This is a genomic window from Microbulbifer maximicatervae (SeqCode) (genome assembly GCF_052466985.1).
Window position 1 is genome coordinate 867,238 of sequence record NZ_CP174298.1, and the last position, 13,133, is coordinate 880,370.

Below are 13,133 nucleotides of genomic sequence, written 5' to 3' on the forward strand. Positions count from 1 at the left end.
GGAAAGCTACCTCCGATGGAATCTGCGCACAAGAATTCTCCAGAGAGCTTTACCAGTGCCGAGGAGTGTGTCGATAAGCTTTTAGAAGTTGTCGGCAAGAAAATAGTTCTGGCATTACCGCTGGGGCTTGGTAAGGCAAACCATTTCGCTAATACGCTATACGCTCGAGCGGCAGAAGATCATACGATTTCACTGACGATATTTACGGCCCTGACGCTGGAGCGCCCCCGTGGGGATAGTGATATTTCCCGGCGCTTTATCCAGCCACTTCTGGATACCCATTACAGTCAATACCAAGACCTTGCTTATGTTCCCGCGAGGAGGAAAGGGCACCTGCCAGGTAATATCCAGGTTATTGAATTCTTTATGGAGCCCGGTTCGCTGCTCGGCAACAACTATGCGCAGCAACACTACGTGAGTGCAAATTATACCCAGGTACCCGGTGAGCTGATCAGTCGGGGGGTTAACGTTATTGCGCAAATGGTGGCGCCTTCAGAGTGTGGAGGTAAGTTCAGTTTAAGTTGCAACCCAGACCTGACACTGCCTGTGCTAAAGCTGGCTGCTCAGCGCAAGGACTACCCCCTGTTTTTATTGGGTGAAGTAAATACACAGCTGCCCTATATCCATGGAAGCAGTGAGCTACTGGCCAGTGCTTTTGACTTTTTGCTGAAAGGCGAAACTTTTGATACGCCGCTGTTTGCGGCTCCGGCCCTGCCAGTAACCTTTACCGAATACAGCATCGCCTACCATATCGCCAGTCTGGTTGAAGATGGAGGAACCCTTCAAGTAGGTATCGGCGCCCTGGGAGATGCGGTTTGCCATGTACTGCGCTTGAGGCATAAGGAAAACGCCCTCTTTTGCCGGATTCTGGATGACTTGGTGGAAGAGGATGCTAAGCGCTACCGAGAGGAACTGCCTCTATGTACTGGCACCTTTAAGCGGGGCCTTTATGGGGCCAGTGAAATGGTGCCCCACGGTTTTCTCCATTTGCGCAGAGCGGGGGTTCTGACCCGTAGAGTCTACGCTGATGCAACAATTCAACATCTGCTCGATAGCGATCAGATTACTGATACTGTGCAGGAAGAAACACTACTGGCATTAAAGAATGCTGGCCGTATCAGTTGCCCTTTAACCGTGGCAGATACAGATTTTTTACAGCAGCTTGGCATTGTGGACCCCAGCTACAGTTGGCGGGGCCATAAGTTGCTGACTCCTGATGGTGAAGAAGAGGAGTGTGATCTTCACAGCGAACATGGGCGCCGCCGTCTAATTGGTAGTTGCCTGAATAAAAAGATCGCTGGGGGGATCTGGTTACATGGCGGCTTCTATCTGGGGCCGGAACTTATGTATCGAGAGTTGCGGGATCTGGACCCTAAGGAGGGTGCAGGTCTCGATATGATTGACATCAGTTTTACCAATGACCTCCAATCCCAAAGAGACCTAAAGCTGGCGCAGCGACAGCATGCGCGCTTTGTAAATTCGGCCATGATGGTGACTCTTGGGGGAGCGGTTGTCTCGGATGCCTTGGTGGATAACCACGTGGTGAGTGGGGTGGGAGGGCAATATAACTTTGTCGCCCAGGCTTGGGACTTGCCTGGGGCCCGATCCATTATTGCGCTCCCCAGTGTGCGAATGCGCGATGGTATCTGCGAGAGTAATATTGTGTGGGAATATCCTCACACGACTATTCCCCGGCATTTGCGCGATGTGGTTGTGACGGAATATGGCGCAGTCGATTTGCGTGGTAAAACAGACCGGGATGTAATGGTGGCCATGCTCAGTATCTGTGATACCCGCTTTCAAGCTGTATTGCTAGAGCAGGCCAAGCACGCGGGGAAGATAGAAAAAAGCTTTTCGATTCCCGAGAGTTTCAATAAAAACACACCTGAACACCTCGCCAGTGTATTCAATGACGAAAAATGCCTGGCGGAACTGCCTCACTATCCACTGGGTACTGATTTCTCTGATGAGGAAGCCCTGCTAGCGGTGGCCCTACAGCACTTGCGCTCCGCTGATAAAAGTTGGTGGAAAGTGCTGGCCAATATTTTTAAAGGCCGCCGGGTTTGGCACGATAAATCCTCAAGTGCCGACTATATCCAACGCTGCTTGCAGCGAATGGGGTACGATCATACAGAGACCTATGAGCACAGGCTGGAAGCCTATATCGTTGCTGCCGCATTACATGAGTATATCGACCAGCGCAGGCCTCTGCGCCGGGAGTAAATAAAATTAGTGAAGCTTGCCCTGGGCCTGGATGGCGGTTAGGGCAATGGTATACACAATATCATCCACGAGTGCGCCCCGTGATAGGTCGTTAACTGGCTTGCGCAACCCCTGCAACATTGGCCCAATACTCACTAAATCAGCGCTGCGTTGAACGGCTTTGTAGGTAGTGTTGCCGGTATTCAGGTCGGGAAAGATAAAAACTGTGGCCCTGCCGGCTACGGGGCTGTGCGGGGCTTTTTGGGCGGCGACATTGCGGATCAGGGCGGCGTCGTATTGAAGAGGGCCATCAATAATCAGTTGCGGTCTCTTCTGTTTGGCCAGCTGGGTAGCCTCGCGGACTTTATCGACATCGCTGCCGCTGCCGGATGTGCCGGTGGAGTAACTGATCATTGCGACTCGGGGTTCTATACCAAATGCCGCTGCGGAATCTGCTGATTGAATGGCTATAGCGGCGAGTTGCTGTGCATCGGGATCGGGATTGATCGCGCAATCTCCGTAGACCAGTACCTGTTCAGGTAGCAGCATAAAAAATATCGAGGAAACCAGCTCTTCATCCGGGGCGGTTTTGATTAGTTGCAGGGCGGGCCGAATGGTATTGGCTGTTGTGTGAATAGCTCCGGACACCAGTCCATCCACTTCACCCAATGCCAACATCATGGTTCCGAGAACCACATTATCCTGTAGCTGCTCGAGTGCCACTACTTGAGTAAGTCCCTTGTTTTTACGCAGGGCAACCATGGGTTCAACGTAGTGTGCTCTCACTGCCTTGGGATCGACAATTTCCAACTTTTTATTGAGCTTTAACCCCTGCTGCTCAGCAATTTTGAAAATATCTTTTTCTTCGCCCAGTAAAACCGGGTGTGCAATCTCTCTCTCCAGGCAGAGCTGGGCGGCGCGAATGGTTCGCGGTTCGGTTCCTTCGGGTAGGACAATCCGCATAGTGCGGCGCCGGGCCAGTTCCGTGAGGTGGTAGCGGAATGCCGGAGGTGAAAGGCGTTTGGGGATTTCACTTTGTTGGCTCAGTGATTCCACCCACTCTTCATCCAGGCGACTGGCGAAAAATTCCTGCACCCGGTCCACGCGATTTCTGTCATCTGATGGGGTGCGCAAATTAAAAGTCTGCAGTGACATCACCGTGTGCCAGGTATTGGAAGGTACCAGTAAAATGGGTAGGCCTGTTTCCATGGCCGGGGTACACAGTTTCAAAATGGCTTTGTCCAAATGGTAGCCGCCGGTTAATAGCAGGCATCCAATTTTGACTCCATTCATAACGGCCAAACATGCGCCCACAACCACATCGGGCCTATCGGCAGAAGTTACCAGCATGGCCCCGGGCTTAAATCTTCTCAACATATTGGGCAGTGAGCGGGAGCAGAATGTGACGGTATGTAACCTGCGTGTTTCCAGCTCTCCTTTATTGAGTACCTTTGCATTAAAGTGCCGCGCCAGGTCGAGTGCACGGGGGGAGAGCAGTTCTGCATTCCAGGGAATAAAACCGACAATACGCAGTGGAATCTGCTTTGAAAGTATCTCAGGGGTCAGACTAGGGGGGCTTTCTTTGCTAGATTCCAGTTGTGAATGCAGTCCAATTAAATGAGCTCCGGGAGTATCCATAATTTCCGCTGGCAGACCCACTTTATTGATGATGCAGCCCACTACGCGCTTTGCATCCTCGCCGCCATAAAGACGAACGGCAAATTCCAGTCTCTCGCGAAGTTGCTTGATTGAATCGCTGGCACCGGGAGATGGACAGGCGACGAGTACCACTTCCGCATCTAGGGTTTTGGCAATTTGATAATTCAGCTGGTTAGTCACGGGATTGTCGCGGCTGGGTAGCACGCCTTCGATCACATTGACTTCAGCCTTCGCCGAGATTCGTCTGAAGCGGGCGAGAATCTCTTCCAGTAAATCCGCCATTTTTCCGGTAGATACCATCGAGTCCGCATATTCGGCACTCAACGAGCTGGGGATGGTCAGGTTGGATGTTTGCCGCAAAATTTCGGTGGTGCGCTCTATAGTGCCGTCTGGTGGCGGGGGCTCGGCGACAGGTTTAAAAAATTGAAGCTCAATACTTTTTCGGTCTAGCGCCCGAATTAAACCCAGGCTTACAGAGGTGATACCGGCTCCCGCTTCCAGAGGAACCAGCATCAGGGTTCTGGCATTGCTGTGTCGCAGCATGTTTAAGACTGCACCAAGCGCGATGTATCCCGGGCAATAATCCAGTCTTCCTTAGTGGGGATTACCAGGATGTTGGGAGTTTCCTGCGCAGAGATTAAGCCCTCCACTTGCGACTTGGTTTTCTGATTGGCTTCGGGATTGAGTTGGTAGCCTAAGGGCTTTAGCCATTCGATGGTCCGGCTTCGCACCCCGGAGGAGTTCTCCCCGATACCGCCGGTGAATACCAAAGCATCGACGCTACCCAAGGGGATGGTGTAAGCAGCAATATATTTGGCCAGGCGGTAACAGAATATTTCCAGGGCGAGTTTGGCTCCCTGATGATCTTTCTCGGCAGCTTGCTCCAGTGCACGGCAATCACTGCTCAGGGTGGATATGCCCAACATACCGCTTTCTCTATTTAGAAGCTGCTCAAGTGAGGCTTGGGTATATCCCAGCGCTTGCTGTAAGTAGAGGAGTATTCCCGGGTCCAGATCGCCGCAGCGACTCCCCATTACCAGTCCTTCAAGAGGTGTAAGCCCCATGCTTGTATCTACACTGCGCCCCTGTTTGATGGCGCAAATAGAGGCGCCGCCACCGAGGTGGGCAGCAATAATATTGAGTTCAGCAGTCTGCTTTCCCAGTAGTTCAGCGCACCGCTCGCAAATGTACTGATAGCTACTGCCATGCATGCCATAGCGGCGGATCTTGTGCTCTTCGTACAGTGGGTAGGGGAGCCCGTATAGATACGCGTACTTAGGCATTTGCTGATGAAAGGCGGTATCAAAGACGGCGACTTGGGGTAGTTGGGGGAAGGCATCGAGGGAGGCGTAGATCCCCTTGAGAGCAGCGGGGTTATGCAAGGGGGCCAAGTCACAGCACTCTTCGATACAGGCCATCACTTTCTGATTGATCAAAACGGAGCTGGAGAAATGCTCGCCGCCATGGACGACTCGGTGACCTATCGCTTTTAACCCATCCTGTAACTCTGACCAGGTTCGGTCAAACTGTGTTACCAGCTCATTAATTACCGCCGCGTGGTCGCTATCCAGCGCGAGCCGGTGGGAGTCTTCTGTTCCTTGATAGTGCCACTCCAGTTTGGCTTTGGGGGTGCCAAGGGCTTCCGCGATACCAGCAAGATGTTCTGCACCCGAATCCGGGTCCAGCACGGAAAACTTCACTGACGAGCTGCCGCAATTGAATATCAGAATTAAATTTTGATCGCTCATGATGCGCGAATTTCAACGAGGGTGCTTTAAGGCTAGCCGAGGAGTTGTCTTTGCGAGGGAAAGAACCGGGGTAGTTCAGTTTCGGAATAAAAAAGGGCCGCAGTAGCGGCCCAAGTAATAAAAATTGCAGAGATCAAAGCGTAGGCAAACTTGCGGTGCTTTGAGATGAACCCAATGGGTTCAAAAAAAGAGGCGGCAAGTGCCGCCTCAAATTTACTGAAACCGTACCGGTCGATTAACCGAACTGGTTCATGGTGTTGTCTTTACCACCAGCCTTCAGGGCAGCGTCACCAGCAAAGTATTCTTTGTGGTCGTCGCCGATGTCGGAACCAGCCATGTTCTGGTGCTTAACACAGGCGATGCTCTGGCGGATCTCTTTGCGCTGTACGCCTTTCACATAGCCCAGCATACCTTGCTCACCGAAGTACTCTTTGGCCAGGTTGTCGGTAGACAGGGCCGCAGTGTGGTAAGTCGGCAGAGTGATCAGGTGGTGGAAGATACCAGCTTCGCGAGCCGCGTCGGCCTGGAAGGTACGGATCTTCTCGTCGGCCGCTGCAGACAGCTCAGAGTCGTCGTATTCGGCGCTCATCAGGTTGGCGCGGTCGTATGCGGATACGTCTTTACCTTCTTCAGACCAAGCATCGAATACCTGCTGACGGAAGTTCAGGGTCCAGTTGAAGGACGGGCTGTTGTTGTAAACCAGCTTCGCATCGGGAACGACTTTGCGGATTTCATCCATCATGCCGCCGATCTGGCGAACGTGAGGCTTCTCGGTTTCGATCCAGATCAGGTCTGCACCGTTCTGCAAAGAGGTGATGCTGTCCAGGATGCAGCGCGCTTCGCCAGTGCCCTTGCGGAACTGGAACAGGTTGGAAGCCAGACGCTTAGGACGCAGCAGCTTGCCTTCGCGGTTGATGATTACGTCGCCGTTGGCCAGCTCGGAAGCATCGATTTCTTCGCAATCCAGGAAGGCGTTGTACTGGTCACCCAGGTCACCCGGCTTATTGGTTACAGCGATTTGCTTGGTCAGGCCAGCGCCCAGGGAGTCGGTACGGGCAACGATAACACCGTTGTCTACGCCCAGTTCCAGGAACGCGTAGCGAACTGCGCGGATCTTGGCCAGGAAGTCTTCGTGAGGAACGGTTACTTTACCGTCCTGGTGACCACACTGCTTCTCGTCAGAAACCTGGTTTTCGATTTGGATACAGCAAGCACCCGCTTCGATCATTTTCTTGGCCAGCAGGTAAGTTGCTTCGGCGTTACCAAAACCTGCATCGATGTCGGCGATGATCGGTACAATGTGAGTCTTGTGGTTGTCGATCTTGTCCTGGGCAGCTTTCTCAGCTTCTTTATCGCCAGCTTCGCGAGCGGCGTCCACTTCGCGGAACAGGTCGTTCAGTTCGCGGGCATCAGCCTGGCGCAGGAAGGTGTAGAGCTCTTCGATCAGAGCGGCTACGGAAGTTTTTTCGTGCATGGACTGGTCGGGCAGAGGACCGAATTCGCTGCGCAGAGCGGCAACCATCCAGCCGGACAGGTACAGGTAGCGGCGGTCAGTGTTGCCTTCGAAGTGCTTCTTAATAGAAATCATCTTCTGCTGACCGATGAAACCGTGCCAGCAACCCAGGGACTGGGTGTACTTGGACGTGTCCTTGTCGTAGTTTTCCATGTCGGCGCGCATGATATCAGCGGTGTACTTGGCGATATCCAGGCCGTGCTTGAATTTGTTCTGGGCACGCATACGGGCAACAGATTCGGGATCGATGGCGTCCCAGGAGCTGCCATGGCTTTCACGGAGCTTTGCTACCGCGTCGATGTCTTGAGTGTAAGTGGACATGACTGTAAATCCTTAAACGGTGACTGCGATTAGGTGTTGAGTATCTTAGGAGGAGTGGCATAATTTGCCTAATTTATTGATTTTATTTTCACTATCGATTTGGCGAATAGATGTATGCAACTGGAAAGAGCTGACCTGAACCTGCTGGTTTACCTCGATGTGCTACTGCGCGAACGCAATGTGACCCGTGCAGCCAATTACCTGGGGCTGTCCCAGCCGGCCATGAGTAATGGCTTGAAGCGCCTGCGGGAACTGTTTGACGATCCGTTGCTGGTGCGCACCCGTGAGGGCATGATGCCCACGGAAAGGGCTTTGGAATTGCAGCCGATGGTGCGCGAAGCACTCTCCTCCATTGATCGGGTTATCCAGCCAAATCGGGATTTTGACCCCGCCAATACCCGCCGCACCTTCCGCATCATGGCCAGTGACTACGCCGAGTCCACCCTGATACCGCCGCTGCTAAAGCAACTGCGGGATGACGCCCCGGGTATCAGCTTGGATATCATGACGCCCAGTGATGTGAGCTTTGTGGATGTAGAGCAGGGCAAGGTGGATATGGTGATCAACCGCTTTGACAGCATGCCGCAGAGCTTTCACCAGGCCACCGTATGGCGCGATAGCTTCTCCTGTGTGATGCGCGCCGATAACCCGATACTCCGGGATTACAATCTGCAGAGCTACCTGGAAGCCCAGCATATCTGGGTGAGCAAGACCGGTATGGGGGTGGGTGTCGGAGTTAACCCGGAAGATGTACAGCGCTTGGGCTGGGTGGATGAGGCCATAGGTCGTTTGGGAGAGAAGCGGGATATCTCCGTTTTCACCCGTCACTACCAGGTAGCTATGCTGCTGGCTGAACAGAGCGATCTAATCGTAACGGTGCCCACTCGCCTGGCCCAATTGGCCAGTGATAATCCCCGCGTGGTGAGGCGTGATCCGCCCCTGGATATTCCCAACTTGGAGTTAAAAATGGCTTGGAGCCCACTGTTGCAACAGAGCGCCCCGCACCGCTGGCTGCGCCGTTTAATTCTCGATATTGGCCGCGCTTTGTAACGATATTGCAGTAAGGTGATGTGTCTGCGCGGTTTTGTCCGAGCAAACACACATCAGCTGCTTTGTCATAAAAATTCGATCTATGAATAGTGGGAATTGTGTCTATAAATTAGCGGTATGTGGAAATGGCTGTTTAGAATGCCGCTATTCCAACAATCTGATGAGAGGCCCTGGGTATGACGGAACGAGTCCAAATCGGCGATCTGCAAATCGCACCAGAACTTTACAACCTGGTTTGCGAGGAGGTGATTCCAGGAACTGGAGTCAGCGCCGAAGCTTTCTGGGCCAAATTGGAATCTATTGTCCACGATTTGGCCCCGGTAAATCGCGCATTGCTGGAAAAACGTGATGAACTGCAGGAGACCCTGGATCGCTGGCACACGGACAACCCTGAAGGTTTCCGCGATCTGGAAGGCTACCAGACTTTCCTGCGAGAGATCGGCTACCTCGCCGACGAGCCTGCTGAATTCAGCGCAACTACCGAAAATGTCGATGAAGAGATCGCCATCCTGGCGGGACCTCAGCTGGTAGTGCCGGTAATGAATGCACGCTATGCGCTCAATGCGGCAAACGCACGCTGGGGCAGCCTTTACGACGCACTGTACGGTACAGATGTGATCAGTGAAGAGGGTGGCGCGGAAAAAGGTACGGAATACAACCCGGTTCGCGGCGCTAAAGTGATCGAATATGCACGCAACTTCCTCGATCAGTCGGCCCCGCTTACCTGTGGTAGTCACGCTGAGGCGGTGCAATACCGCATCAATGGCTCACTGCTGGAAGTGGTACAGGCCAATGGCGACATCGCCACCTTAAAAGATGCCAAGCAGTTTGTTGGTTATTTGGGTGACAGTGAAGAGCCCTCCAGCATCCTGCTGAAGCAGCACGGTTTGCACTTTGAGATCCAGGTGGATCGCGAGAGCCCCATCGGCAAAACCGATGATGCCGGTGTGAAAGATGTGCTAATGGAATCCGCGCTGACCACCATTATGGATTGCGAGGATTCGGTAGCGGCTGTCGATGCTGAAGATAAGGTAGTGGTTTACCGCAACTGGCTCGGTCTGATGAAGGGCGACCTGAAGGAAACCATTAGCAAAGGCGGTAAGTCCTTTGAGCGAAAGCTCAATGCAGATCGTGAGTACACCTCCCCGAACGGCAACCAGGTTACCTTGCCGGGGCGCAGCCTGATGTTCGTGCGCAACGTCGGTCACCTGATGACCAACGATGCAGTGCTGTTCGGCGATGGCCAGGAAATCCCCGAAGGGATTCTCGACGGCATGATCACCAGTTTGATCGCTTTGCATGACCTCCGTGGTGAGAGCCCGATCAAGAATTCCCGTGAAGGCAGCATCTATATCGTAAAACCAAAGATGCACGGCCCGGAGGAAGTGGCTTTCGCCAATACTCTGTTTAACCGAATCGAAGATGCGCTCGATCTGCCCCGTTACACAGTAAAAATGGGCATTATGGACGAAGAGCGTCGCACCACTGTGAACCTCAAAGCTTGTATTGCCGAAGCGAAAGAGCGTGTAGTCTTTATTAATACTGGCTTCCTCGATCGCACCGGTGACGAGATCCATACTTCCATGCTTGCGGGCCCCATGATTCGCAAGGGTGATATGAAGCAATCCACATGGATTAACGCCTACGAAGAATGGAATGTGGATGTTGGCCTGAACAGCGGCCTGAAGGGCAGAGCGCAAATTGGTAAAGGCATGTGGCCAATTCCAGACCAGATGTCAGCCATGATGCACGCTAAGTTGGCCCACCCAATGGCCGGTGCCAATACGGCGTGGGTACCGTCGCCCACGGCTGCTACCTTGCACGCCTTGCACTACCACAAAGTGGATGTGAATCGCCGCCAGGAAGAGATTCAACATCGCCATCACGCTAAGCTGGAAGATATTTTAACGGTTCCGGTAGCGGCTGAAGCCAACTGGAATGCTAAAGATATCCAGCTTGAGTTGGACAACAATGCCCAAGGTATTCTCGGCTATGTAGTGCGCTGGGTAGAGCAGGGCGTGGGTTGCTCCAAGGTGCCGGATATCAATGATGTCGGCCTGATGGAAGACCGTGCAACCCTGAGAATTTCCTCTCAGCATATCGCCAACTGGCTCAAGCAGGGTATCGTTAGCGAAAAGCAAGTGCGTGAAACCATGGAGCGTATGGCTGCTGTGGTAGACCGCCAGAATGCCGGCGACTCCAACTATAACGATATGGCACCGAACTTTGATAAGAGCGTTGCCTTCCAGGCTGCTTGTGAGCTGGTATTCGAAGGTTGTGCCCAGCCGAATGGTTATACCGAGCCGGTTCTGCACCGCCGTAGACGCGAGTTTAAAGCTCTAAATGCATAATTGCTGAGCTAGCTGAGATTGAAAAGGCCCCAATGGGGCCTTTTTTATTTTAGGGGTCATTGGATTATTAATTAATTGGCACGAGCTTGATTGTTCTGCGTTAATCCACTTTGCTGCGGGTAATCCTGTAGCTTCTCTATTGGCTCTTAAGTTAAATTATGGAACTCTAACTTGCAGAGTTTTTCATCTTTGTTATTCGTTATTGGATTGGGTGACCAAGGCAAAATAAGCAGTGCACCTTAGAGGGGTTGATGAAGCAGGAAGAATTCTTCTTATGTGTGTTTGGGAATTGGTCTGTGCAAGCATGTTATTTTCTATGGATTGAGATGATGTTCCTATGGCAGGGTAATACGGACAGGCGATACTGAGGTGATATTTTTTTACATTCTTACCAGGGCTCAATCCATGTTTAATTACCCAAAGGATATCTACGCGACTGGATTAGTGATGCTGCTTTCATGTGTTTATTCTACCGGTAGTTTGGCTGTCCAATGCGGAGATATTATTGCCAATTCTCAAGTCCTCACTGACGCATTATCTTGCAGTGATGATCCAGCGCTAACTATTGAGGGGCCGGAGGGTTTCCTTGTGATAGAAGGTGAGGGTTCTATTGAGTGCACTACTAATGGTATAGGAATCCATATGCTGGGGAGATCTGGGCTTGTCATGGGCGGGGTTGTCACTAATTGTGATTTAGGGTTGTTGTTGGATGGAGATGGTTCCCATAAAGTGATTGGTGTAACAGTTGAAGAATCCTCTAGCGCAGCAATTTTTGCACAAAGTGACGGTAATCTAATTCGTCAAAGCACGGTGTCGAACACTACTAACGTAATAGCATCTGGTTTGGAGCTAGATGGTGAGAGAAATGTTGCCGTTGGTAATAATGTGTCCGGATTTTTAGAATATGGAATAGCTGGCTTTGGTTTCTATTCATATATTGGAAATAATTATGTAGAGAATAGTGAGTTGGGGATTATATTGGGTGCATTAGTAGTTGATGGAGAGAGTATAGGTGCTTCGTATTGCGTAATTGAAAGTAATACAGTGGTAGGCAGTCTACGTACGGGAATTGGAATAGGCGCACCCTATACATATCCTAACATGGATAATTTAGTGACAGGGAATACTGTAACTGGAAGTGGTAATGATGATATTTTGGATGATAATGAAGAGTCAGATTGTAGTGATGGCTTAAATGTGTGGTCTAACAATACTGCTGACACATCATTTCCATCCTGCCTTAAAAATCTTTAGAAGTTAAGAAAATATTCCTATAGTGGGTTGATCGTAAAGAGGCGACACTTTGGTGAAGCTATATTCTACTTGCTGAGGTTCCATCAATGTCCTTCTCTCCAAAAACACTTCTTGCTCCTGGGGTGATGATGTCAACTCTATGTTTTTCTTCAGTCTGCATTGCGGATGTTGAATGTGGCGATACTATTACTGACGCGCAGACTCTTACTGGTGAGCTTTCTTGCAGCGAAGATCCAGCAATAACGGTTGAAGGTCCTGACGGTAGTCTTGTAATGTCTGGTGAAGGCGCAATTGAATGCACTACCGATGGGGTTGGGGTACTTATGTTAGGAACTTCAGGAGTTGTGACGGGTGGAGTTGTTAGTAATTGTGAAACTGGATTGGAGTTGGCGGGGAGTGGCCTACATAAAGTATTCAGTGTGACCGTCGAGGAATCCAGTGGCGCAGGCGTTTTTGCAGAAAGTGATAGTAACCTTATCCGACAGAATACCTTGTCAAACACCACTAATGTTCAGGCATCGGGTATTGTGCTGGAAGGGGTGGCTAATGTTGCAATTGGAAATAGTGTCTCTGGTTTTTTTGAAAATGGAATAGGTGGCTTTGGTTTCTTTTCTTATATTGGGAATAATTATTTAGAAGGTAATGCTGTTGCTATAAGCCTGGGAGCAAGAATAATTGATGGTGTGACTGTAGGTGCTTCTTTTTGTGTTATTGCCAGTAATAATGTCCAGAATAATGAAATTTGGGGCATAGCGATAGGAGGTCCATATGTCATTCAGAATATGGACAATGTAGTTAGTGGAAATACAGTAGCAGGCAGTGGTTTTGATGACCTTTTAGATGACAACGAGGCTTCAGATTGTAGTTCTGGGACCAATATTTGGTCTGGCAATACAGCAAATACTTCGTTCCCTTCATGCCTTAAAGATTTATAAGTAGTGTATTTGGGGTGTGGCTCAGTTAGTCATAATCTTGATCTTTAGGCTTGCAGAAAGGAAAAGTCTATAAGGATGTACCTGCATATTTGGGTGGTTT

At 51.0% G+C, this 13,133-nt stretch carries 8 protein-coding genes; 5 read left to right on the forward strand and 3 right to left on the reverse strand.

What is annotated here, in order from left to right; genetic code table 11:
• Positions 1 to 15 precede the first annotated feature (15 nt).
• A complete protein-coding gene (locus ACJJI3_RS03875) occupies positions 16 to 2,223 on the forward strand; it encodes an acetyl-CoA hydrolase/transferase C-terminal domain-containing protein (RefSeq protein ID WP_444941551.1) in 2,208 nt (735 codons plus the stop codon).
• A gap of 6 nt (positions 2,224 to 2,229) precedes the next feature.
• Here the strand turns inward: ACJJI3_RS03875 and pta are convergent, their stop codons facing one another.
• The 3 genes from pta to ACJJI3_RS03890 form a co-directional block, all read right to left on the reverse strand.
• A complete protein-coding gene (pta, locus tag ACJJI3_RS03880; protein ID WP_444941552.1) occupies positions 2,230 to 4,404 on the reverse strand; it encodes a phosphate acetyltransferase in 2,175 nt (724 codons plus the stop codon).
• A 2-nt stretch (positions 4,405 to 4,406) separates the two neighbouring features.
• Positions 4,407 to 5,609, reverse strand: coding sequence for an acetate/propionate family kinase (locus tag ACJJI3_RS03885; RefSeq protein WP_444941553.1), 1,203 nt, complete (start codon positions 5,607 to 5,609; stop codon positions 4,407 to 4,409).
• A gap of 235 nt (positions 5,610 to 5,844) precedes the next feature.
• Entirely contained in the window at positions 5,845 to 7,443 is a 1,599-nt protein-coding gene (locus ACJJI3_RS03890) for an isocitrate lyase (RefSeq protein WP_444941554.1), read from the reverse strand.
• Positions 7,444 to 7,557: 114 nt separating this feature from the next.
• Between ACJJI3_RS03890 and ACJJI3_RS03895 the strand changes: the two genes are divergently transcribed.
• From ACJJI3_RS03895 to ACJJI3_RS03910, 4 genes are all read left to right on the forward strand, one after another.
• Positions 7,558 to 8,493, forward strand: coding sequence for a LysR family transcriptional regulator (locus tag ACJJI3_RS03895; protein WP_108733532.1), 936 nt, complete (start codon positions 7,558 to 7,560; stop codon positions 8,491 to 8,493).
• Positions 8,494 to 8,669: 176 nt separating this feature from the next.
• The gene (locus ACJJI3_RS03900; RefSeq protein WP_444941555.1) at positions 8,670 to 10,844 is read left to right on the forward strand and encodes a malate synthase G; all 2,175 of its coding nucleotides are present in this window, start codon (positions 8,670 to 8,672) and stop codon (positions 10,842 to 10,844) included.
• Between the two features lie 405 nt (positions 10,845 to 11,249).
• Entirely contained in the window at positions 11,250 to 12,098 is an 849-nt protein-coding gene (locus tag ACJJI3_RS03905) for a right-handed parallel beta-helix repeat-containing protein (RefSeq protein ID WP_444941556.1), read from the forward strand.
• Between the two features lie 86 nt (positions 12,099 to 12,184).
• Positions 12,185 to 13,033, forward strand: a complete 849-nt coding sequence (locus ACJJI3_RS03910; RefSeq protein WP_444941557.1) for a NosD domain-containing protein — start codon at positions 12,185 to 12,187, stop codon at positions 13,031 to 13,033.
• Positions 13,034 to 13,133 lie beyond the last annotated feature (100 nt).

Bases quoted from the DNA above. Each gene is read 5' to 3' on its own strand.
- ACJJI3_RS03875 (WP_444941551.1), top strand. From the start codon at position 16: ATGGAATCTGCGCACAAGAATTCTCCAGAGAGCTTTACCAGTGCCGAG.
- pta (WP_444941552.1), bottom strand. From the start codon at position 4,404: ATGCTGCGACACAGCAATGCCAGAACCCTGATGCTGGTTCCTCTGGAA.
- ACJJI3_RS03885 (WP_444941553.1), bottom strand. From the start codon at position 5,609: ATGAGCGATCAAAATTTAATTCTGATATTCAATTGCGGCAGCTCGTCA.
- ACJJI3_RS03890 (WP_444941554.1), bottom strand. From the start codon at position 7,443: ATGTCCACTTACACTCAAGACATCGACGCGGTAGCAAAGCTCCGTGAA.
- ACJJI3_RS03895 (WP_108733532.1), top strand. From the start codon at position 7,558: ATGCAACTGGAAAGAGCTGACCTGAACCTGCTGGTTTACCTCGATGTG.
- ACJJI3_RS03900 (WP_444941555.1), top strand. From the start codon at position 8,670: ATGACGGAACGAGTCCAAATCGGCGATCTGCAAATCGCACCAGAACTT.
- ACJJI3_RS03905 (WP_444941556.1), top strand. From the start codon at position 11,250: ATGTTTAATTACCCAAAGGATATCTACGCGACTGGATTAGTGATGCTG.
- ACJJI3_RS03910 (WP_444941557.1), top strand. From the start codon at position 12,185: ATGTCCTTCTCTCCAAAAACACTTCTTGCTCCTGGGGTGATGATGTCA.